Below are 21,850 nucleotides of genomic sequence, written 5' to 3' on the forward strand. Positions count from 1 at the left end.
TTCATGACGCCGCAGCGGACGTGAAAAAGCAAGGATTTTTTTCACGGCGAACACATCATTTTGAAAATACGGCACTCAGGATCGCGCCAAGCTGTTCCGCGTCTTCGGTTGTGAAGGCATCAGGTTGATCGCTGTCGATGTCAAAGACAGCAATCACGTCGCCTGCCGCGTCCTTCACCGGCAGGACCAGTTCCGAGCGCGTCGAACTAGCGCAGGCGATATGGCCCGGAAACGCATCCACATCCGCAACACGCTGCACCTCACCCGTCCGGGCTGCCGCCCCGCAGACGCCGCGTGAAAACGGGATCTGCAAACAGCCGTGCCCGCCCTGATACGGCCCGATCTTGAGCATCTCGGCGCCGGTGACGCGGTAAAACCCGGTCCAGTCGAACCGGTCGTCGCTGTGGTGCACTTCGCAGGCGATGGTGGCCATCAGGGCCACGGTGTCATCCTCGCCTTCGGTGAGACTTTGCACGGTCTGTTTCAGCATCGCGTAGTCGGGCATGGGTCACTCTCCGTACGGGATCCAGATGGTTTTGACCTCTGTCGCCGCATCAAGGAAGGCCCGGCCTTCGCCATCAGCGCCGGTCCAGTCGCGCGCGTGGCCGTGGTTGACCCACGTCCGTTTCAGGTTCATCGCCGCGCCGCTTTCGATCTCTGCCGACAGGTCAGTGCCTGAGAAAGACCAGACCGCGTCCACGTTCATGTGTTTGGCCATGTGCGGGGCCAATTCGGCATGTGCACCCGTCAGAATGTTGACCACGCCGCCGGGCACGTCCGAGGTGTCCAGCACCTGATAGAAATCCGTTGCCACGAGGGGAAAGGGTTCGGACGCCACCAGTACGGCCCGATTGCCCATTGCGATGGCCGGGGCCATCAGCGACACAAGACCCAAAAGCGGTGCGGTGTCAGGGCAGAACGCACCGATGACACCCACGGGTTCGTGCATGGCCAGCGCCACGCCGCGCAAGGGCACGCCCTTGGCCGCGCCGTCATATTTGTCCGCCCATGCGGCATAGCTGAACAGGCGTCGGATCGACGCCTCTACCTCTTTGGCGCCGCTCTTGCCGCCCTGGAGCGCATCCAGCCGGGCCGCGAACTCATCTGCCCGGGCAGAGAGGTTTTCCGCGATGTAATACAGGATTTGCGCCCGCAGGTGCCCGGTGGTTTTTGCCCACCCCGCCGCCCCTTGTGCAGCTTCGACGGCGTTGCGGATATCCTTGCGGTTGGCGAGGCTCGATTGCCCCAGAAGCGCGCCGTTCTTGCCGTACACATCGCGGCTGTAGCCGCCGTCTGGGCGGGCCTGCTTGCCGCCGATATAGAGCTTGGCCGTGCGGTCCAGCGGGTCCACAGGTCCGGCGTCGCCGGTGTGGGCCGGGATCGGTTTGGCGGGCTTTGCGGTGCCCTTCGGCTTGGTATAGGCGCGCAGGCCCTCCCAACCGCCCTCCCGGCCGAACCCGCTTTCGCGCACGCCGCCAAACCCGGCTGCGGCATCAAAGAGGTTGGTGGCATTCACCCACACGACGCCTGCCGCCAGCTTGGGCGCCACATCCAGCGCAAGGTTCACATTCTCCGTCCACAGCGTCGCCGCCAGCCCGTAGCGTGTGTTGTTGGCCAGCTGCACAGCCTCCGCAGGTGTGCGGAACGTCGTCGAGACGAGCACAGGGCCAAAGATCTCTTCCTGCATCAGGCTGTCTGCGGTGTTCAGCCCGGTGATCAGCGTCGGGGGATAAAAGCAGCCCGTGGCGGGCAGCGCGGTTTGCGCCTGATAGGTGTCACCGGCGGTGTTGTCCGCGACCATCTGCGTTATCGTCTCAAGCTGCACCGGGTCCACAACAGCACCCACATCGATGCTCTTGTCCATGGGGTCGCCAATGCGCAGCTTGTCCATCCGCGCCCGCAACTTGGCATAGAACCGGTCCGCAACCGGTTCGTGCACCAGCAGCCGCGATCCCGCGCAACACACCTGTCCTTGATTGAACCAGATGGCATCGACCAGCCCTTCGACCGCGCTGTCGAGGTCGGCGTCATCAAAGACGATGTAAGGCGACTTGCCGCCCAGCTCGAGTGTGAGCGCCTTGCCCGTGCCTGCTGTCGCCTCGCGAATGCGGCGACCCACGGCGGTGGAGCCGGTAAAGGCGATCTTGTCCACGTCCGCGTTCACGATCATCTCGCCCACTGCGCCGTCGCCGGTCACGATGTTGACCACACCTTTGGGCACGCCAGCCTGCTGGCAGATGTCGGCAAACAGAAGGGCGGTCAGGGACGTGTATTCGGCGGGTTTCAGAACAACGGTATTGCCCATGGCAAGGGCGGGCGCCACCTTCCACGCCAGCATCAAAAGCGGGAAATTCCACGGGATGATCTGACCGCACACACCCAGTGCTTCGCGGTCGGGCAGTTCGGCCTCCATCAGCTGCGCCATGCCCGCGTGATAGTAGAAATGCCGCTGTGCCAGGGGCACGTCGATATCGCGGCTTTCACGGATGGGTTTGCCGTTGTCGAGCGTTTCGAGAACCGCAAACAGGCGGCTGTGTTTTTGCAGGAGCCGCGCGATCGCATAGAGGACGCGCGCCCGGGCATGACCGCCGGATTTGGCCCATTTGGGCTGCGCCGCGCGGGCGGCTTTGACGGCGGCATCCACGTCTGATTGCGTCGCCTGGGACAGGGTCGCCAGCACCTCGCCCGTGGCGGGGTTCTTGCTGTCGAAGCCGGGGGCGGGGTCGGTGAATGCACCGTTGATATAATGCCCGAACCGCGCGCCCTGATCCACGATCCACGCCAGTGCGTCGCCTGCGGCCTCCGGCGCGGGTCCGTATTCCATGCTTTCAAAGATGTCCTTGACGGTCATGGTGTGTCCTCAACGGTAAGATGGGTCTGAACATTTCGGAACTGAGCGGTGTGGGTCCCAGCAGGCCGCAGCTTGGCCTCACTCAGCTTGTTTCTATAGATGCCGTATTTGAAGTAGTGTTCCCAATCGGCATTTGTTTCCGGCAGGGCAAAGCTTGCGCCCACTGGCCCGCGGTTCAATGTGATATTCACGATCTGCTGCCCACCTTTGGCAACATGAGCCATTGCAACTTCGTTCCAACGATTCTTGAGCGCCGAGAGCGGGGCGAGGACAGCGGCCTCATGCACCGTCGCATCGGGGTCTTGCCGAAAGGACCGTGCAATGAGCTTGCTATCACGCACATGCAACTGAAACAGGATGGGCGACCCGTTCGGATGGTTGTTGTCAAGCTTGCGATTGCGCCGATGTATCTGGGCCAGAACGATATGCGCCTTGCCGCCGAGGCAGGCAAAGGTCTCCGGCAGTCGTATTTCGAACTTCAGGAACTGTCCTTCGGGTGCTTTCCATGCATCCAAGGATTTCAATTCGGAACGGTCGCGATCATTGGCCTTGTCACTATTTGATGCGTCTCCGTCGCGAAGCTCAAACGTCTCCACTCCGTTGCCATGCTCCGACCAACCATGCTGTGTCTCGTTTTCGCTGCGTTCCCATCCGCGAGGTGCTGGCAATGTATCGCTCATCCGGATCATATTCTCTTGTGTTGCGTGCGACAGTCCCATCGGATCACCCGATGGGATGGCGGTGACCTGCGGAATAAGCGCCGGTGATGTGGTGTTCGAGTTGCCGTTCGATGTCACCCAGCAGCGATGACGCCCCAAACCGGAACAGGTCCGGTTGCAGCCAGCGGTCGCCCAGCTCTTCCTTCATCAGTGACAGGTAAACCAGCGCATCCTTGGCCTTGGAAATCCCGCCCGCGGGTTTGTAGCCCACGCGGTATCCCGTCCGCTCGAAATAGTCGCGGATGGCGCGGATCATGACCAGCGTCACGGGCAACGTTGCATTCACGCTTTCCTTGCCGGTGGAGGTCTTGATGAAATCCGCCCCGCCCATCATGCAGACCAAAGATGCCCGCGCCACATTGCGCAGCGATCCCAGCTCGCCCGTGGCGAGGATCGCCTTTACATGGGCGTCGCCGCAGGCCTCGCGCATGGCCTGCATCTCATCGTAGAGCGCCTGCCAATCCCCGCTCAGCACATGGCGGCGCGAGATCACGATATCGATTTCCTTGGCACCTGCGGTCACACTCTCGCGGATCTCTTGCAGACGCAGGTGAAACGGGGACAGGCCCGCAGGAAAGCCCGTGGACACGGCCGCGACCGGGATGCCCGTGCCTTGCAGCGCAGCGACCGCCGCCGGGATCATCTCGTGATAGACACAGACAGCGCCCGTGGTCAGATCGGGCAGCCCGAGCGTCTCAAGCAGGTCCGCGCGCACTGGCTGGCGCGCCTTGGCACAGAGCCGTCCGACGCGCCGTGCGGTGTCGTCGCCGGACAGTGTCGTCAGGTCGATGCAGGCGACGGCCCGCAGCAGCCATGCCGCCTGATGATCCTTCTTGATCGACCGGCGTCCGGGCAGTGTCGCACATCGCCGTTCGATGGCCGATGTGTTCGCCTGCACCCGCGCGATCCAGTCGAGGTCAAGCGCCATACCCGGATTGCGCGGTTCGGTCACCTGCGGCAGCTGGGCCGTGTTCTCGGATGTCGGAGAGGCATGTGTTGTGGGGTCTGTCATGGGGCACCCTTCTGGCGGCTTGGGCAGGGTACGGTGGTCGCATGACCATCCGGTTTTGGCAAGGGTGCGGGCGATGTCGTCTGCACGCAATCTGCACAAGCTGCGCGCCAAGCTCTGCACGGATGCCTGCCATCACTGGCGTCAGGGAAGACCAAGTGAGGGACAGAATGATGAATGGGCATGCAATACGCGGGGTGCCGCTGGCGATGCAGCGCGATGGGTGGTGGCTGGACGGTGAGGATACCGGAGCGGAGCCGCCAAAGGTCCGAACGCAGCGCGGTGGCGCGGTCCGTGTGGGCGTTCTGGTGGCGATGATCGCCATGGGCGACGTTCTGGTGTGGCAGGCATTTCCGGGGCTCAGCCTCGCGGTGTTTGCCTTCGTCGTGTTCATGGGGGGGCTTGCGCTGGCATGGCCGCGGATTGCGCCCCGGACGCGGCTGGCCCTCTCATGCGGCATCGTGCTGAGCCTGCTGCCGCTGGTGGAGTTGTTGCAGCCGCTGTCGGTTCTGATTGCGCTGTGTGGTCTGTCGGGCGTTGCGGTTGTGATGGCAGGCGTGCGGCAAGCGGACGTGGCGCGGGCCATGCTGCGCTTGTGGTGGGTTGCACCCGGACAGGCGGCGCGGGACGGGCTGTCGGGTGCGCGCCGTGTTGCCGAGATCAATACAGCGGGCCTCGATCTGCGCAGCCTCGCGCTCGGCTGGGCCCTGCCCGGCGTTGCAACGCTTGTGTTCGCAGCGCTGCTGGCCGGGGCAAACCCGGTGCTGGACCGTGTGCTCAGCGACTTTGCCACCTGGCAACCGCCCGCGCCAAATATGTGGCGGGTCTGGTTCTGGGGGCTGCTGGCTGTGGCGATCTGGCCGGTGCTGGTCACGTATCGCATGCGCGAGCGGCTGCAATACCGCAAGCCCAGACGGATCACCGTGCGACGCGAAGGTCTGGTGAACGCCACATCAGTTGCGCGGTCGCTTGTTGCCTTCAATGCGCTCTTTGCGGTGCAGACCGGGCTGGATGTGCTGTTTCTCTACGGCGATGTGTCCTTGCCCGAGGGGATCAGCCCGGCGGCCTATGCCCATCGCGGTGCCTATCCGCTTTTGGCGACGGCGCTGCTGGCCGGAATGTTTGCGGTGCTGGCCCGGCCACATCTTGGGACGCGGCCTCTGGTTCGGATGCTGATGATGGTGTGGCTGGCGCAGACCGTGCTTTTGGTCTTTGCATCCGTGTGGCGGCTTGATCTGTACGTGGAGGCGTTCGGGCTGACACGGTTGCGCCTTGCGGCCTATGTCTGGATGGCTGTTGTGGCCATTGGTCTTGGCATCACCGCCCAGCAAATCTGGCAGGACCGGCCCGCAACATGGATGCTGTTGCGCAGTGCAGCACTTGGCGCCGTGGTCCTCTATGCCTGCGCTTTTGTGAACTTTGACGGCACTGTGACGCGCTATAACCTCACGCATGATGTGCCCGAGGACCGCGACATGCTGTGCCAGTTGAGCGAGGGTGCGATGCCCGCGATCGAGGCATTCAGCGGACAGCGCACGGCGACATATTGCGCGTCGTCCTATTTCAAACCGACGCTGTTTCACCCGACGGATTGGCGTGAATGGGGCTTTCGCAACTGGCGGGTGCGCCGTAGCCTTGCGGCCATGACACAGATCGAAACGGCATATCCATGAGCGCGCGGCACTTGCTGATCGTCGATGACGATCCACAGATCCGCTCCGTGCTGCGCATCGCCTTTGGTCAGGCCGGGTATGACGTGACCGAGGGGGGCGATGGGGCCGAAGGGCTGGCCAAGGCGCGGTCGGGTCGGTTCGACCTGATTGTCCTCGATATCGGTTTGCCGGAAATGGACGGGTTGGCGGTGTGCCGCGCCTTGCGCAGCACCGACGACACGCCGGTTCTGTTTCTGACCGCGCGCGAGGATGAGATCGACCGCGTGCTGGGGTTCGAGCTGGGCGGCGACGACTACGTGACCAAACCGTTTTCGCCCCGCGAACTGGTGGCGCGCGTGGGCGCCATCCTGAAACGGGCCACGCGGTCAGGGCAGGCGGCCCTGTCCCGCGGTGTCCTCGCGGTTGATCCGGCGCGGCACCGATGCACGGTGAACGGAACGCCAATCACCCTCACCGCGCGCGAGATGGAGATCCTGGCCCACCTGATGCAGCACCCCGATCAGATTGCAGCGCGTCCGGCCCTGACCGACGCGCTCTATGGGGCCGGTACAGCGGTCAGTGACCGGACGCTCGACAGTCATCTGCGCAACCTGCGGGCCAAGCTGGCGCAGGCGGGATGCCCGGATGCGGTCGAAACGGTGCACGGCATAGGCATTCGGATGGGACCATGCGCCGGGTAACGCGCAAATGGCGCCCGCCGCTTGCGCTGGTAATCGGGGGCACGCTGGTGGCGGTGTTCCTGCTGCCGCTGATGGGTCTGGTGTACTTGCGCCTCTGGGGCAACGTGCTGGGGTGGGGCGAGGCGGCGTGGCTGATCTTCTGGCTGGCCTTTGCCGCGACCTCGGTGCTTGCGTTTCTGCTGTGGCGGCTTGTCCTGCGGCCGGTCTATGCGCTGACCCGCTATGCCGAAGGGATGCGGCGCGGCGCGCCGACCCCTGCGCCGGATCATTTCGGAACGCCCGAACTGAGCGCGCTTGGCACAAGCGTCATGGCCATGGGCGACAGCCTCAACAGCCGCGCCGAAGGCATGCGCGCCTATGCCGGGCACGTCACCCATGAGCTGAAATCCCCTCTGACCGCGATCCGCGGTGCGGCGGAGTTGATGGAGGCGGGCGCGTCGCCGGAAGATGCCGCCGCGTTGAGTGGCACAATCCGTGATGCAGCGGCGCGCATGCAGCAGCTTCTGGATGATCTTGCCCGTCATGCGCGCGCGTCGGAAAGCGCGGGAGCGGGGTCCGCGCGCCTGTCCGACGCGGTTGCTGCGCTGGATGTGCCGATCGCCGTCACCATTGCCGGGGATGCGGTCCTGCCCATGACGGCAGAGGACATTGCGACGGTCCTGACGCAGTTGATCCACAACGCAGCAGAGCATGGTGCGTCGGAGGTCACGTTGCTGGCCACACCTGACCGGCTTGCCGTCACCGACAACGGCCCCGGCATCAGTGCGGGCAATCGTGATCGCGTCTTTGACCCGTTTTTCACCACCCGACGCGAAACCGGCGGCACGGGCATGGGTCTTAGCATCGTGCGCAGCCTCGTACAGGCGCGGGGCGGCCGCATCGACCTGATTGACGGCGATGGTGGCGCCACCTTTGCCATCGCATTTGACGCATAAACGGGCACACGCAGTCTTGTGATTGGGAATCATTCTCAGTTTCATTGACTTTCTGAGAATGATTCTCATATTCAATCCAACGTCACATGGATTGATGAGGTTTTACCCACATGTCACCTGAGTTTGCCCTGTCCCGTCGCGCCGTTCTGGCGGGTATGACTGCCTTGGCAGCGACGCCCGTCTGGGCGCAAGCACAGCTGCAAATCGTGGCCACCACAGGCATGATCGCAGACCTGGCCCGTCAGGTTGGCGGCAGCCATGTCGCCGTGCAGGGACTGATGGGCGCGGGGGTCGATCCGCACGCCTACCGTCAGACCCGCAGCGATATCGTCGCCATGACCCGCGCCGATGCCGTGCTGTGGCACGGGCTTTATCTCGAGGCACAAATGGAAGATGTGCTCGCCGATCTGGGACGCAAACGCCCCGTCACCGCAGTGGCCGAAACCGTCGACACATCGCTGCTTGTCGCGCACGAGGATTATGAAGGCCGCTTCGATCCCCATATCTGGATGGATCCCGACCTCTGGGCGCTGTGCGTGCCTGCGGTTGTCGATGCACTTGCGGCGCAGGCACCGGAGCTGCGGCCTACCTTCGAAGAAAACGCCGCCGCGTTCATCGCCGAGGCGCGTGCTCTGGGCACCTATTCCACGGACGTGCTTGCGCAGGTGCCGCGGGACCAGCGTATCCTGCTGACGGCGCATGACGCGTTTGGGTATTTCGGCGCGGCCTATGGGTTCGAGGTTCTGGGCATTCAGGGCATCTCGACCGAGAGCGAAGCGGGACTGAACCGGATCAGTGAACTGGTGGATCTGATTGTCGCCCGAAAACTGCCTGCCGTGTTTGTCGAAACATCCGTGTCGGATCGGAACATCCGCGCGCTTGTCGAAGGCGCCGCGGCGCAGGGCCATACCGTCCGTATCGGTGGCGCGCTCTTCAGCGACGCGATGGGGCCGGACGGAACGTATGAAGGCACGTGGCTCGGGATGATCGACCACAACGTGACAACCATCGCCCGCGCCCTTGGCGCAGACGCGCCCGCCGCCGGGCGTCTGGGCAAATTGGTGGGGACCGCATGAACCTGACACTTGTCAGTGGGGACGCCCCCAACGCCGATCTGTCGTTGCGCACGGCAAGCCCGCTTTCCGTGCGCGGCCTGACCGTGTCGTACGGCGAGAGCGCCGCGCTTTTTTCGGTGGACATGACGCTTCGTGCTGGTGCGATGACCGCGATTGTCGGCCCGAACGGTGCGGGCAAATCCACCTTGCTCAAGGCAGCGCTTGGCATCGTCAAACCACTGGCGGGTTCCGTGGCTGTCTTTGGCCAGCCTCTGGCGAAAATGCGCGACACCATCGCCTATGTGCCGCAGCGTGCGAGCGTCGATTGGGATTTCCCCACCCGCGTGATTGATGTGGTCATCATGGGGCTCTACCGCGATCTGGGCCTGTTGGGCCGGTTGCGCGACCGTCACCGGGCCAAGGCGCTGGCCTGTCTGGACCGCGTCGGCATGACCGATTTTGCCAACCGGCAGATTGGCCAATTGTCCGGCGGCCAGCAGCAGCGCGTGTTCCTCGCCCGCGCGCTTGCACAGGATGCGGATGTCTACTTGCTCGATGAACCTTTCGCAGGTGTCGATGCCGCCACGGAAAAGGCGATCATCGCCGTGCTCAAGGACCTGCGCGATGCGGGACGCACGGTTCTGGCCGTCCACCATGACCTGACAACCGTACCAGCCTATTTCGACGACGTGATCCTGCTCAATCGCGAGATTGTCGCCGCGGGACCGGTTGCGGACACCTTCACCGAAGAGAACTTGCAAGTGGCCTATGGCGGGCGGTTGGAAACCGCGCGGATGCAGGCCGACAGCGTCGCCGGGTAACGACCCGATGCTGCTTGATGCGCTCTTGTTCCAGCTGGGGTACAACGCCGCGCTCGTGACACTGGGTGCAACGCTCCTGGGCGTCGCGGCGGGTGTTGCGGGTACGTTCCTGTTTCTGCGCAAACGCGCGCTGGTGAGCGACGCTATCTCACACGCCACACTGCCCGGCGTCGGGCTGGCCTTTATCGTGATGGTGTCGCTTGGGGGCGATGGCCGTTCCCTCGCGGGCCTCCTCCTCGGGGCGGGGGCCTCTGCCGGTCTGGGACTTCTATGCGTGCACTGGCTGACGCGCGCGACCCGGCTGGGCGAGGATGCAGCCATTGGGGCCGTCCTTTCCGTGTTCTTCGGATTTGGCGTCGTGCTGTTGACGGTTGTCCAGTCGATGAACGCGGGCCAACAGGCAGGGCTGGAAGGGTTCCTGCTGGGTTCAACCGCCGGCATGTTGCGCAGTGATGCGCTTCTGCTTGCTGCGTCTGCTGCGCTTGTCCTGGCCCTTGTCCTGCTCCTGCGCCGACCGCTGACGTTGGCGGCGTTTGATCCGGGCTTTGCCGAAACAGCCGGTTGGCGGCCCGGTGCGGTGGATCTCGCGATGATGGGGATTGTACTGGTCGTGACGGTTGTGGGTCTCAAGGTTGTCGGCCTGATCCTCATTGTCGCCCTGTTGATCGTGCCGCCCGTCACAGCGCGCTTCTGGACCGAGCGGGTCGATGTCGTTGTCATCGCATCAGGCGTGTTGGGTGGGCTGTCGGGATATGTCGGTGCCGCGATCTCGGCCACAGCCCCGGCCTTGCCCACCGGTCCGATTGTCGTGTTGGTCAGCTTTGCGCTGTTCGCATTGTCGCTGCTCTGTGCGCCCGGGCGCGGGGTGTTTGCATCGATGCTGCGCCACCAGAGATACCAAAGACGCGTGCACGTCCGGCAGGGCCTTTTGGCCCTGGCCTCAGGTCAGCCGATCTATGAACGCCTGACCCACCGCCTGTTGCGCCGCGCTGGATTGATCCGGCCCGATGGCGTGCCGACGCCCGACGGACAGGCCGCCGCGGCAAAGGCGCAACTGGACGAAACCCGGTGGGCCCTTGTGCGGGGTGATCAAAGCTTTGCAGCGGCGGCAGCCCGCTACGATGGGCTGACGGCGATCGAGGACGTGCTGACGCCGGACCAACTGGCAGAGGTCGATACGCGCCTTGCCACACCACAGGTGGTGACATGATGGGCGCTGAATTCGTCGCCCTGTCCCTGCCGCCGATTGTGATTGGCATCTGTGTCGCTGTGGCCTGTGCTTTGCCGGGCAACTTCCTGCTCTTGCGGGGGCAGGCACTGATCGGCGACGCGATCAGCCATGTGGTCCTGCCGGGCATCGTGGTCGCCTTTCTGTTCACCGGATTGGTGGCCACGGGTCCGATGCTGCTGGGCGCTGCGGGCGCGGCCGTTGTCGCAGTACTCGCCATCGATGCCATTCGACGGCTTGGCCGGATCGAGGCCGGAGCAGCAATGGGTGTCGTGTTCACAGCGATGTTTGCAGGCGGCGTTTTGTTGCTTGAACAATCCGACACCTCAAACGTGCACCTCGATGTGGAACATGCGCTCTTCGGCAATCTCGAAAGCCTGATCTGGCTTGATGCCACCGGCTGGACATCGCTCGTTGATCCCGCAGCACTTGCGGGTCTTCCGGTTGAACTGCCCCGCATGGGTTTCGCGCTGGCGCTTGTTGGATCGTTTGTCCTGCTCTTCTGGCGGCCCCTGTCGATGATGAGCTTTGACGAAGGCTTTGCCCAGGGCGTGGGTGTGCGCACCGGCGTCCTCGGGCTTGCGCTGGTGATCGTGTCAGCCATCGCTGCCGTTGCCGCCTTTGATGCGGTGGGCTCAATCATCGTGATTGCAATGTTCATCTGCCCCCCCGCCGCCGCCCGCTTGATGACCAACAGGCTGCCGACCCAAGTGGCCTGGTCCGTCGTCTTCGCCACCCTGTCCGCGATACTCGGCTATGTCCTTGCAGGGTACGGCCCCTTGTGGGTCGGCGCGGCGGCGTCTGTCAGTGCAGCGGGCATGATCGCCACGGTCTCTGGTGTCTTTCTGGGGCTGGCAGCGATCATCGGACCGCACCGCACCCGCAACACCTGATCTGCGACATCGCGCAAAAGATTCCCGCCTTCTTCTGGCTGGAAATACCACGGGGGCGTCGCGCCAGCGACGGGGGCAGAGCCCCCTAAAACATGACGTGCGCGCAGCGCTCAATTTGCCAGCACCCCCGATGCCGGGCGCTGCAGCGCTTGTGTCGGCACGCGCTTCGGGGTCATGGTGTGCCAACGCAAATTCGGAGGGCCAGTGCGATGAAAGACGACAACTTCCTGCGCGCCAACAACGCGCGTCACATGTGGCATCCGATGGGACATCCGGGCGCTGCAATGGCCGACGCGCCGACCATCATCACCAGTGCCGAAGGGTCGGTGATCGAAGATATCGACGGGCACAAGACCGTCGACGCGGTGGGCGGTCTGTGGTGTGTGAACCTGGGCTACTCAAACAACACGGTCAAAGACGCCATAGCCAAGCAACTCTATGATTTGCCTTACTATTCTGCGTTCTTTGGAACGTCCAACCCGACCGCGATCGAAGCCTCCTATGCCGTGCGCGAATTTTTCAAGGCGGACGGGATGGCGCGCGTGTTCTTCACCTCCGGCGGGTCGGATTCCGTCGAAACCTGCCTGCGGCTGGCGCGGCAGTACCACCGGCTGCGCGGCGAACCCGGCCGCACCAAGTTCCTGTCGCTGAAAAAAGGCTATCACGGGACCCATTTCGGTGGCGCATCTGTGAACGGCAACAACAGGTTCCGCATCGCCTACGAGCCGCTGATGCCCGGCTGCTTCCATCTGCCGGCACCTTACATGTACCGCAACCCGTTCGACGAAACCGACCCCGCGGTTCTGGCACAGAACATCGCCGCCGCGATGGAGGACGAAATTTCATTCCAAGGCGCGGGCAGTATTGCGGCCTTCATCATGGAACCGATCCAGGGGGCCGGCGGCGTGATCGTTCCGCACGAGACGTTCATGCCGCTGATGCGCGAGATCTGCGACCGGCATGGCATCCTGATGATCGCAGACGAGGTGATCACGGGGTTCGGTCGCACGGGCGATTGGTCAGGGTCGCGCCATTGGGGCGTGCAACCCGACATGATGAGCTGTGCCAAGGGCATCACATCGGGCTATTTCCCGGTCGGAGCGGCGTTGATGAGCGACGCCGTGGCCGATGTGTTTGAAAATGCGGATGCAGATGGTGCGATTTTCCACGGCTACACATATTCCGCGCATCCCGTCGGAGCTGCCGCCGTGACGGCATGCCTGTCCGAGACGCTGCGCCTTGATACAGGCGCAAATGCCGGACCACGCGGCACACAGCTTTTCGAAGGCTGCGTCGCGTTGATGGAGAAATATGATGTCGTGGGCGATGTGCGCGGCGGGCATGGGTTGATGACCGGCGTTGAAATCGTGACCGACCGCGCAACCAAAGCGCCCGCCCCGCCTAACATGATGAAACGCATCCACCAGGCGACCTATGAGGCGGGCGCAATGGTACGGGTCGGGGGCAACAACATCATGATGTCGCCGCCTCTGGTGGTGACCGAAGCGGAGATTGCACAGGTGCTTTCCTCGTTGGAGGCGGGATTGCGCGCAGCGTAAACGCAGCCAAGGCGGAGAGGCTGGGTTCAGAGCATGCCAAAGAAGGCACCCCGGCGGGGGCGCAAATGCGCCCGCTCCAACGTGCCGCTCGGACATTCACGACACCAAACAGCGATCGAACGGTAACGACCCGGTTCGGGGCGCGCCACACCGCCACCCCGTCGCCCGTGCCACTTTTCCAGAAAAACCGGGCACCCTGTGACAAAACGCGCCTGCGCGCCCTGTCGCACCCCCGCTGTCACAGTGATCCGGCACCCTATCTCATGCGCATGTACAGTATCCGCCACGGCTTGAGGTAGAGCAATCATGGACACATTAATGCTTTCCCGGATCCAATTCGGGGCCAACATTTCGTTTCATATCCTGTTCCCGACGATCACGATCGCTTTGGGGTGGGTCCTGCTGTTCTTCAAGCTGCGGTTCAACGCGACCGGAGACGGCAAGTGGATGGAAGCGTACCGGTTCTGGGTCAAGGTATTCGCGCTGAGCTTTGCCATGGGCGTCGTTTCGGGCATCACCATGTCGTTCCAGTTCGGCACCAACTGGCCGGGCTTCATGGAAGCGGTGGGTAACATCGCCGGGCCGCTCCTGGCCTATGAAATCATGACCGCCTTCTTCCTCGAGGCTGTGTTCCTCGGCATCATGCTCTTTGGATTTTCCCGCGTGCCTGGGTGGTTGCACACGCTTGCGACCTTCCTCGTGGCCTTCGGTACCTCGATGTCGGCGTTCTGGATCATCGTGCTCAACAGCTGGATGCACACGCCACAGGGCTATGAAATGGTCGATGGCGTCGCCTATGCGACCAACTGGTTTGAGATCATCTTCAACCCGTCCATGCCGTACCGGTTCATCCACATGATGCTGGCCTCTGGCTTGACCGTGGCCTTCCTGATTGCAGGGCTCAGCGCGTTTCGCTGGCTGCTGGGGGACCGTTCGGGCGGCGTCTTTGCCACGCTCAAGACGGGTGTCTACATGGGCGCGCTGCTGATCCCGGTGCAGATCTTCATGGGTGACTTGCACGGTCTGAACACGCTGGAATACCAGCCCCAGAAGGTCGCCGCCATGGAAGGCAACTGGGAAACGCAGTCCAATGTGCCGCTCCTGCTCTTTGCGATCCCGAACGAGGAAACCCGTTCCAACTCCATGGAAATCGGTATTCCAAACGGCGCGTCGCTGATCCTGAAGCACAAGGCTGATGGTGTTGTTCCGGGCCTGAATGATTTTGTCACCGAGGACGGAGAGGTTCTGCACCCGCCCGTCGCACCCGTGTTCTGGTCCTTCCGGATCATGGTGGGCACTGGGTTCGCCATGCTCGCGCTCAGCTGGTTTGCGGCCTTCATGATGCTGCGCAAGGGGCGTGGGCCGGATGCACTGCCCAAGGTTGCACTCTATGCGATGGTGCCGATGGCGTTCTCCGGATGGGTCGCGACCCTCGCAGGGTGGTACACCACCGAAATCGGACGTCAGCCCTGGCTGGTGCAGGGTGTGCTGACCACGGAACAGGCGGTGGCGGACGTGCCCGCGCCCTTCGTCGGGATCACGCTCGCGGCCTACCTGTCGATCTACGTCCTGCTGCTGACCGCCTATATCGCCGTGCTCTTCTACCTCGCACGCAAGGGGGTGACAGGCGATGTGCCCCGCCCCCGCACACCACTGGCCGGTCAGGCCGTGGCGCGCAACGTGCCCGCGGAGTAGGATGCAATGCTGGACATGTTCGACGATCCGGCCCGTTGGCTGCCTTTCACCTTTGCCGCGTTGATGGGGGTTTCGATCCTCGTCTACGTGGTGCTGGACGGGTTTGATCTGGGCGTGGGGGTCCTGTTCCCCTTCGCGACTGACGACGAAAAGGACATGATGGTCGCGTCCATCGGTCCGTTCTGGGACGCGAATGAAACCTGGTTGGTGCTGGCCATCGGCCTTCTCCTCGTTGCGTTTCCGTCCGCGCACGGAGAGATCCTGACCGCGCTCTACCTGCCGGTCGCGATCATGCTGATCGGTCTTATCCTGCGTGGCGTGGCGTTTGAATTCCGGGTCAAGGCACCGACCCCCCACAAGGCCTCGTGGAATGTGGCCTTCTTTGTGGGCTCACTCATGACGTCGCTCAGCCAGGGGTTCATGTTGGGCAAATACATCATGGGGCTGGAAAGCACGCTGGGCACATGGGCCTTCGCGATGATTACGGCTGTGTTTCTGACGGTCGCCTACTCGTTCATCGGCGCGTGCTGGCTTATCCTAAAGACCGAAGGGCAATTGCAGGCCAAGTCGGTAAAATGGGCGCGCGGTGGCATCTTCGGCCTGGTGCTGGGCCTCGGGGCCGTATCGCTCGCCACACCGCTCGTCAGCACGCGCATTTTTGACAAGTGGTTCACGATGCCAGAGGTGTTGTATCTCGCGCCGCTGCCGCTCTTGTCGGGTGTGATTGTCTTGCTTCTGTGGCGGTCGCTGCGGCGTTTGCCCAACCCGCAAGATGCCGGTGCGCGCACCCCCTTCCTCTACTCGATCGTGCTGTTCATTCTGGCGTTCGGCGGGCTTGCATACTCGTTTTACCCTTACGTCGTGCCGGAAAAGATCACGATCTACGAGGCGGCGAGTGCCCCTGAAAGCCTGATGATCATTCTGGTCGGGGCTGTCGTCGTGATCCCGATGATCGCCGGATATACCGCACTCGCCTACACCGTGTTCAAAGGCAAGGCGGCAGAGCTGCGCTACGACTGACAATGACTTTCCCCGTGGTTTCTTCTGGCTGAAAATACCACGGGGGAGGCCGCAGGCCGGGGGCAGAGCCCCTGCCACCTTCAAACACCTTACCCTACGCCGCCAAACCACGAGCCGAAAGAAAACGACGGCACAGGGCCGCTGGTCCCTGTGGTAGAATCGGCACCGCGCGTGCTAGGTTTTGTGGCATGAACACGCACGCCCCCAATATACGACCGGTCATACGGCAATTGGACGACGCCGCCATCAACCGCATTGCGGCGGGTGAGGTGGTCGAACGTCCCGCCTCGGCGGTCAAGGAACTGGTGGAAAATGCGGTCGATGCGGGCGCGCGCCGTATCAGCATCGACATCGCGGATGGGGGCAAAACGCTGATCCGCGTGACCGACGATGGATGCGGCATCGCTGCGGCTGATCTGCCCCTCGCGCTCAGCCGCCACGCGACCTCCAAGATCGACGGCTCCGATCTGCTGAATATCAACACGTTCGGCTTTCGCGGTGAAGCGCTGCCCAGCCTCGGTGCAGTGGGCCGTCTCACGATCACCAGCCGCGTCCCCGGAGAGGGCGGGGCCGAAATCACCGTCACAGGTGGCGAGGTGGGCGTAACACGGCCGGCCGCGTTGAACGCGGGCACGGTGATCACGTTGCGCGACCTGTTTTATGCAACGCCTGCCCGGTTGAAGTTCCTGCGCACGGACCGGGCCGAAACCCAAGCCATCGGCGATGTCGTCAAACGCCTGTCCATGGCCGAACCGTATATCCGGTTCGAATTGCGCGATGTGACCGACACGCCGCGCACGCTGTTCAAGGCCGAAGCGCAAAGCGGCGCACCAACAGACGCGCTGCGCGCACGTCTGGGCGATGTGATCGGGACTGACTTCATCACCAATGCCATCGCGATCGATGCTGAACGTGAGGGGCTGCACCTCACGGGCTTTGCCGCCCTTCCGACCTATTCGCGTGGTGCCGCCGTCGCACAATACCTGTTTGTGAATGGCAGGCCCGTGCGGGACAAATTGCTGACCGGGGCGTTGCGCGCCGCCTATTTCGATTTCCTCAGCCGGGATCGACACCCGGCGGCGGCGCTTTTTGTGGATTGCGATCCGCAACTGGTCGACGTGAATGTGCATCCCGCCAAGTCCGAAGTGCGGTTCCGCGATCCCGGCACCGCCCGCGGCCTGATCGTGTCGGGCCTGCGCCATGCGTTGGCCGATGTGGGACACCGCGCCTCGACCACCGTGGCCGACGCGACATTGGGTGCGATGCGCCCCGAACCGGCGGAGCCTCGTGTCTACCAGATGGACAGGCCCAGCCTCGGCCCACGCGCCGCTCCGTCGGGGTTTGCCGAAATGGCCATGGAGTACAGCGCGCCGGTTGCCGAACCCGCACCCATGGACGTGGGCGAAGAGACCCCGGATGACTTGCCGCTTGGTGTGGCGCGGGGACAGGTGCACGAAAACTATATCGTGGCGCAAACAGCGACGGGTATGGTCATCGTCGATCAACACGCCGCCCACGAACGGCTTGTCTATGAAAAGCTCAAACATCAGATGGCGGAAAACGGCGTGGCCGCGCAAGCCTTGCTGATCCCTGAAATTGTCACGCTGTCCGTGGGGGACCGCGCCCGTCTGTTGGACGCGGCAGAAGAGCTGGCCCGCATGGGCCTGACCATCGAGGCGTTTGGTGGTGACGCTGTGGCGGTCCGTGAAACCCCTGCCATTCTAGGCGAGGTCGATGCCAAGGCGCTGATCCTCGACATCCTGGACGAGTTGGCCGACCAGGGACAAAGCAACCTCGTGCAGGCGAGGGTCGAAGCCATCCTGAGCCGCGTGGCCTGTCACGGCTCGATCCGATCGGGCCGACGCATGCGCGCCGAAGAGATGAACGCGCTCTTGCGCGAAATAGAGACAACGCCACATTCCGGGCAGTGCAACCATGGCCGGCCCACCTATGTGGAACTCAAACTCACTGATATCGAACGGCTGTTTGGCCGCACATGATCAGCCTTGGAAACATCACGCTGGACCTGTCGGATCCGCTTGTTCTGGCGGCGCTCATGGGGGCTGCGGCGCTGCTGGTGATCCTCGTGCTTTTGATCATGGCGCTGCGCGCGGCGGGGCGGTCGGCCCGCGCGGCGGAACCGTTGGCACAGCAATTGGGCTATCTCGGGCAGCATGTGCAGGGCTTGGCACAGGGTCAGGAAGGGCTGCGCGCTTCGATCCAGATGGTGTCCGACACAGCCACCAACGGGCAGGCGCAGCTGGCCCAGACCGTGGAACAGCGGCTCGCCTCCGTGCAGCAGCAGATGCAGGACCGGCTGGCCGAAAACGCCATGCGCAGCCAACGCAGCCTGACCGAGATGCAGGAGCGTATGCGTGAGACGCTGCATGGCTCTTCGAAACAGACCACAACCAGCCTGACGCAGCTTCAGGAACGCCTAGCCGCCATCGACAAGGCACAGGACAACATCACCAAGCTGTCCGGTGACGTGTTGTCCCTGCAGGACATCCTGTCGAACAAGCAGACGCGCGGTGCCTTTGGCGAAATCCAGTTGCGCGATATCGTGGGCAAGGCGCTGCCCTCGGACAGCTATGCGCTCCAATACACGCTCTCCAACGGCAAGCGGGCCGATTGCCTGATCCACCTGCCCAACCCGCCCGGTCCCATCGTGATCGACAGCAAGTTCCCGCTGGAGGCCTATGAGGCGCTGCGCCGGGCCGAGACGGATTATGATCTGAAACAGGCGGTCGCGGCGATGAAGACGGCCGTAAAAAAGCACATCGCGGATATCGCATCCAAATACATCATCGACGGCGAAACCGCCGATGGGGCGCTCATGTTCCTGCCGTCCGAGGCCGTCTATGCCGAGCTGCACGCGAACTTTCCCGATCTTGTGCGCGAAGGGTTCGACAAGCGGGTGTGGATCGTGTCACCCACGACCTGCATGGCGACGCTGAACACGATGCGCGCAATCCTGAAGGACGCGCGGATGCGTGAACAGGCGGGGGCCATCCGCAAGGAGCTGTCGATGCTGGTGGCGGATGTCGACCGGCTTGGCACGCGGGTCGGCAATCTCGACCGGCATTTCAGCCAAGCGTCCAAGGACATCGAAGAGATCAAGATCAGTGCGGACAAGGCGGGCAAACGGGCGCACCGTCTCGACAATTTCGACTTTGAGGAATTGGACGACAGCGGGCCCCTGCCGCTCGACAGCGGGACGCGCGCGGCAGAGTAGAAAGCACCGCCCTTGATCAGAGCACAGGTGCCTGTGCCTTGTTCCGCAACCCGACTTTGATCATCATCCCGCCAAGACGCACAGCGGATCGGAGAGGCATCATGCGGGTTTTCTTTACAGGTGGCAGCGGCAAGGCGGGCAAATGGGCAATCCGGCACTTGCAGGCGCAAGGGCACCACGTGGTCAATGTGGACCAGACGCCATCCGGCCTCGACTGTCCTGAATTGCTGGTGGATCTGTGTGATGCGGGCCAGGTGATTGGCGCCATGTCCCAGTTCACGGATTTCGACGAATTGGACGCCGGAACGGGCGTGCCGAAATACGACGCCGTTGTGCATTTCGCCGCCGTGCCGCGGGTGATGATCGGTACGGATGGCGAATGCTTTCGCCAGAACACGCTGACCACCTACAACGTGATTGAGGCGGCGGTGAAGCTGGGCGTGCCCAAGGTGATCTTTGCCAGTTCCGAGACGACCTATGCCGTTTGCTTTGCCGATGGCGAGGTCAAACCCGATTTTGTCCCTATCGACGAGACGCACCCGACCGTGCCCCATGACAGCTATGCCATGTCCAAGGTCTGCAACGAGGCGACCGCACGGTCGTTTCAGGCGCGCACCGGCATCGATATCTATGGCCTGCGGATCAACAACGTGATCGAGCCGCATGAATATGCAGAGATGTTCCCCGCCTTTGTCAAAGATCCGGCCCTGCGCCGCCGCAACATCTTTGCCTATATCGACGCGCGGGATCTGGGCCACATGGTCGATTGTTGCCTCAAGGCGGACGGGCTCGGCTATGAGGTGTTCAACGTGGCCAACGACGATACGTCCGTCGCGTTGACGTCGGATCAGGTGATTGAACGGTTCTACGCGGGCGTAGAGGTGCGGGGCGACATGGGTCCGTACGACACGTTTTATTCCAACCAGAAAGCGCGGGACATGGTCGGTTTTGCCCCGCAGCACGGCTGGCGCGACGTGCTGACTTAACGCTGCTTCGCGACCTCTGCATCGTGCAGAGGTTCCCGCGCACCGGGGCGCAGCACCTCGGGATCATAGGGGGTGCGATCAAACACCTCCCGCACCAAGGGTCGGAAAAAGTCGAGCGGCAGCGTGTCATAGTCGGGATCAAAACTCGACTGGTCCCAGCGTTCGCAGAACGTCGCGCAGTCGTCGAAATAGATGTGACCGGCATAGGCATCGCGCTTGTGCGGGTTCGCCCCCACATGTTCGCCGTAGTAGATCATCTGAAAATCGCCGTGCTTTTCCACCACCCAGGTGCATTGTTCGCGCACAAAGGGTTTCAGGATCGCCGCGGCGTATTCGTCGTGATTATAGGGGGCAAAGATGTCGCCAATGTCGTGCAGCAGGGCCGCGACCAGCCAATCGGTGTCGGCCCCGTCACGCCACGCCCGTGTGGCCGTTTGCAGCGAATGGCCCAGCCGCGTGATCTTGTACCCCGAAAGCCCTTCATCCAGCGTTTCCAGCGCAGTGAGCAGACGGTCTGCCGTGCCTTTGGTGTATTCCACCTCATGCGCGGTCAGGAAATCGTAGTCCTCCCGGTCTCCGTCCTTCATCGCGGTGAATTTGACGTGGTCCATCACGCGTACATCTCCGTGCTGCCCTTTGCGTTTTTCATCGTGACCTGAGCCTGCGCGGCGCGCACCTCTTCGTAAAGGGCCAGCGCGTCCGGGGCAAAGGTCTGTGTCGGGGCCGGTACGTGGACAAAGTTGCCGTGCCGGTCTGTGCCGCGGGCGAGCATGGCATAGTCCTTGCTGCCCACCTGTTGTGCCATATCAGGGCGCATGTAGCGCACCACGCAGGCGATGCGGCGGTCATCGGTCGTGTTGGGGCCGGACCCGTGTATCGTCAACCCGTGATGCAACGACATCTGACCGGGATGGATTTCAATTGGCGTTCTGTCCTCTGGGGCGACATCTACCGTGACCTCCTGGCCCCGGCTGAGCAGGTTATTGGGATCAAAGCTGTCAGCATGGGGCAGGATGGCGTTCTTGTGGCTGCCTGCGACAAAGTCCATGCAACCGGAGGCCGGTGTGGCTGGCGACAAGGCGATCCACGCCGTCAGCAGCCCGTCGATAGCGCCCAGCCCCCAATAGGTCAGGTCCTGATGCATCGATACGACGTGGGTGGTGTTCGGTTCCTTGATGAAGAATTCGGTCGAATACACGAGGATATCGGGGCCGAGGATCCCTGCGACGATATCCAGAACGGCTGGATCGCAGGCCACGCGTGCCGCCATCGGCATGACGATGTGAGCGTTGACGCGTTTATACGTGTTGAGGGGATGCGGCAGGTCGGCTTCTCGCCAGTCTGCTTCGATCTGTTCCAGCTCTGCCCGCGCATGCGCTGCCGCGTCGCGTGACAGGGCGGGCAGGGGAAAGAGGAACCCGTCCTCCCAATAGCGCTCCACGAGATCTGCGGGCAGTTTTCCCGCATTCAGCTCCAGACTGTGTGACATCT

The 21,850-nt window shown here is 63.0% G+C and carries 19 protein-coding genes; 13 read left to right on the plus strand and 6 right to left on the minus strand.

The genetic code is table 11. From position 1 onward, the window contains the following. Nucleotides 1-55 precede the first annotated feature (55 nt). The 4 genes from ACERHN_RS12425 to deoC are packed head-to-tail and all read right to left on the minus strand — an operon-like array spanning nt 56 to nt 4,582. Nucleotides 56-505, minus strand: coding sequence for a GAF domain-containing protein (locus ACERHN_RS12425; protein WP_415919344.1), 450 nt, complete (start codon nt 503-505; stop codon nt 56-58). A gap of 3 nt (nt 506-508) precedes the next feature. Continuing rightward, nucleotides 509-2,851 carry an aldehyde dehydrogenase family protein gene (locus ACERHN_RS12430; protein WP_415919345.1) on the minus strand — a complete coding sequence of 781 codons (2,343 nt, stop codon included), beginning with the start codon at nt 2,849-2,851 and terminating at the stop codon, nt 509-511. Next, on the minus strand, nt 2,848-3,531 hold the full coding sequence (locus ACERHN_RS12435; protein WP_415919346.1) for a heparin lyase I family protein: 684 nt from the start codon (nt 3,529-3,531) through the stop codon (nt 2,848-2,850). Before ACERHN_RS12435 ends, ACERHN_RS12430 begins: the two co-directional genes overlap by 4 nt. 43 nt (nt 3,532-3,574) lie before the next feature. Next, nucleotides 3,575-4,582 (minus strand): deoxyribose-phosphate aldolase, encoded by a 1,008-nt coding sequence (deoC, locus tag ACERHN_RS12440; RefSeq protein ID WP_415919347.1) that lies wholly within the window; start codon nt 4,580-4,582, stop codon nt 3,575-3,577. 167 nt (nt 4,583-4,749) lie between these two features. Here deoC and ACERHN_RS12445 point away from each other — a divergent pair, with 167 nt between their 5' ends. The 13 genes from ACERHN_RS12445 to ACERHN_RS12505 all read left to right on the plus strand — a co-directional run bounded on the left by ACERHN_RS12445 (nt 4,750) and on the right by ACERHN_RS12505 (nt 20,359). Continuing rightward, on the plus strand, nt 4,750-6,252 hold the full coding sequence (locus ACERHN_RS12445; RefSeq protein ID WP_415919348.1) for a DUF4153 domain-containing protein: 1,503 nt from the start codon (nt 4,750-4,752) through the stop codon (nt 6,250-6,252). After that, nucleotides 6,249-6,932, plus strand: coding sequence for a response regulator transcription factor (locus tag ACERHN_RS12450; RefSeq protein ID WP_415919349.1), 684 nt, complete (start codon nt 6,249-6,251; stop codon nt 6,930-6,932). The genes ACERHN_RS12445 and ACERHN_RS12450 overlap by 4 nt, the downstream gene beginning before the upstream one ends. Next, on the plus strand, nt 6,920-7,867 hold the full coding sequence (locus ACERHN_RS12455; protein ID WP_415919350.1) for a sensor histidine kinase: 948 nt from the start codon (nt 6,920-6,922) through the stop codon (nt 7,865-7,867). Before ACERHN_RS12450 ends, ACERHN_RS12455 begins: the two co-directional genes overlap by 13 nt. Nucleotides 7,868-7,977: 110 nt before the next feature. Beyond that, nucleotides 7,978-8,943 (plus strand): metal ABC transporter solute-binding protein, Zn/Mn family, encoded by a 966-nt coding sequence (locus ACERHN_RS12460; RefSeq protein ID WP_415919351.1) that lies wholly within the window; start codon nt 7,978-7,980, stop codon nt 8,941-8,943. Next, a complete protein-coding gene (locus tag ACERHN_RS12465) occupies nt 8,940-9,743 on the plus strand; it encodes a metal ABC transporter ATP-binding protein (RefSeq protein WP_415919352.1) in 804 nt (267 codons plus the stop codon). Before ACERHN_RS12460 ends, ACERHN_RS12465 begins: the two co-directional genes overlap by 4 nt. Before the next feature lie 7 nt (nt 9,744-9,750). Next, nucleotides 9,751-10,953, plus strand: a complete 1,203-nt coding sequence (locus ACERHN_RS12470; protein WP_415919353.1) for a metal ABC transporter permease — start codon at nt 9,751-9,753, stop codon at nt 10,951-10,953. Then, nucleotides 10,950-11,864, plus strand: coding sequence for a metal ABC transporter permease (locus ACERHN_RS12475; RefSeq protein ID WP_415919354.1), 915 nt, complete (start codon nt 10,950-10,952; stop codon nt 11,862-11,864). Before ACERHN_RS12470 ends, ACERHN_RS12475 begins: the two co-directional genes overlap by 4 nt. Nucleotides 11,865-12,073: 209 nt before the next feature. Then, the gene (locus ACERHN_RS12480; RefSeq protein ID WP_415919355.1) at nt 12,074-13,423 is read left to right on the plus strand and encodes an aminotransferase class III-fold pyridoxal phosphate-dependent enzyme; all 1,350 of its coding nucleotides are present in this window, start codon (nt 12,074-12,076) and stop codon (nt 13,421-13,423) included. Between the two features lie 318 nt (nt 13,424-13,741). Beyond that, on the plus strand, nt 13,742-15,118 hold the full coding sequence (locus ACERHN_RS12485) for a cytochrome ubiquinol oxidase subunit I (protein ID WP_415919356.1): 1,377 nt from the start codon (nt 13,742-13,744) through the stop codon (nt 15,116-15,118). 9 nt (nt 15,119-15,127) lie between these two features. After that, nucleotides 15,128-16,138 carry a cytochrome d ubiquinol oxidase subunit II gene (locus tag ACERHN_RS12490; protein ID WP_415922734.1) on the plus strand — a complete coding sequence of 337 codons (1,011 nt, stop codon included), beginning with the start codon at nt 15,128-15,130 and terminating at the stop codon, nt 16,136-16,138. Nucleotides 16,139-16,326: 188 nt separating this feature from the next. Continuing rightward, on the plus strand, nt 16,327-18,138 hold the full coding sequence (gene mutL / locus ACERHN_RS12495; RefSeq protein ID WP_415919357.1) for a DNA mismatch repair endonuclease MutL: 1,812 nt from the start codon (nt 16,327-16,329) through the stop codon (nt 18,136-18,138). Then, on the plus strand, nt 18,135-19,373 hold the full coding sequence (locus tag ACERHN_RS12500) for a DNA recombination protein RmuC (RefSeq protein ID WP_415919358.1): 1,239 nt from the start codon (nt 18,135-18,137) through the stop codon (nt 19,371-19,373). Before mutL ends, ACERHN_RS12500 begins: the two co-directional genes overlap by 4 nt. A gap of 101 nt (nt 19,374-19,474) precedes the next feature. Further along, nucleotides 19,475-20,359: an NAD-dependent epimerase/dehydratase family protein gene (locus ACERHN_RS12505; RefSeq protein WP_415919359.1), complete on the plus strand. Its 885-nt coding sequence runs from the start codon at nt 19,475-19,477 to the stop codon at nt 20,357-20,359. Here the strand turns inward: ACERHN_RS12505 and ACERHN_RS12510 are convergent. Further along, entirely contained in the window at nt 20,356-20,970 is a 615-nt protein-coding gene (locus ACERHN_RS12510) for an HD domain-containing protein (RefSeq protein ID WP_415922735.1), read from the minus strand. The genes ACERHN_RS12505 and ACERHN_RS12510 overlap by 4 nt on opposite strands. Further along, a complete protein-coding gene (locus tag ACERHN_RS12515) occupies nt 20,970-21,848 on the minus strand; it encodes a phytanoyl-CoA dioxygenase family protein (RefSeq protein ID WP_415919360.1) in 879 nt (292 codons plus the stop codon). Before ACERHN_RS12515 ends, ACERHN_RS12510 begins: the two co-directional genes overlap by 1 nt. Nucleotides 21,849-21,850 lie beyond the last annotated feature (2 nt).

Source organism: Tateyamaria rhodophyticola (assembly GCF_047777875.1).
Classification (GTDB): domain Bacteria; phylum Pseudomonadota; class Alphaproteobacteria; order Rhodobacterales; family Rhodobacteraceae; genus Tateyamaria.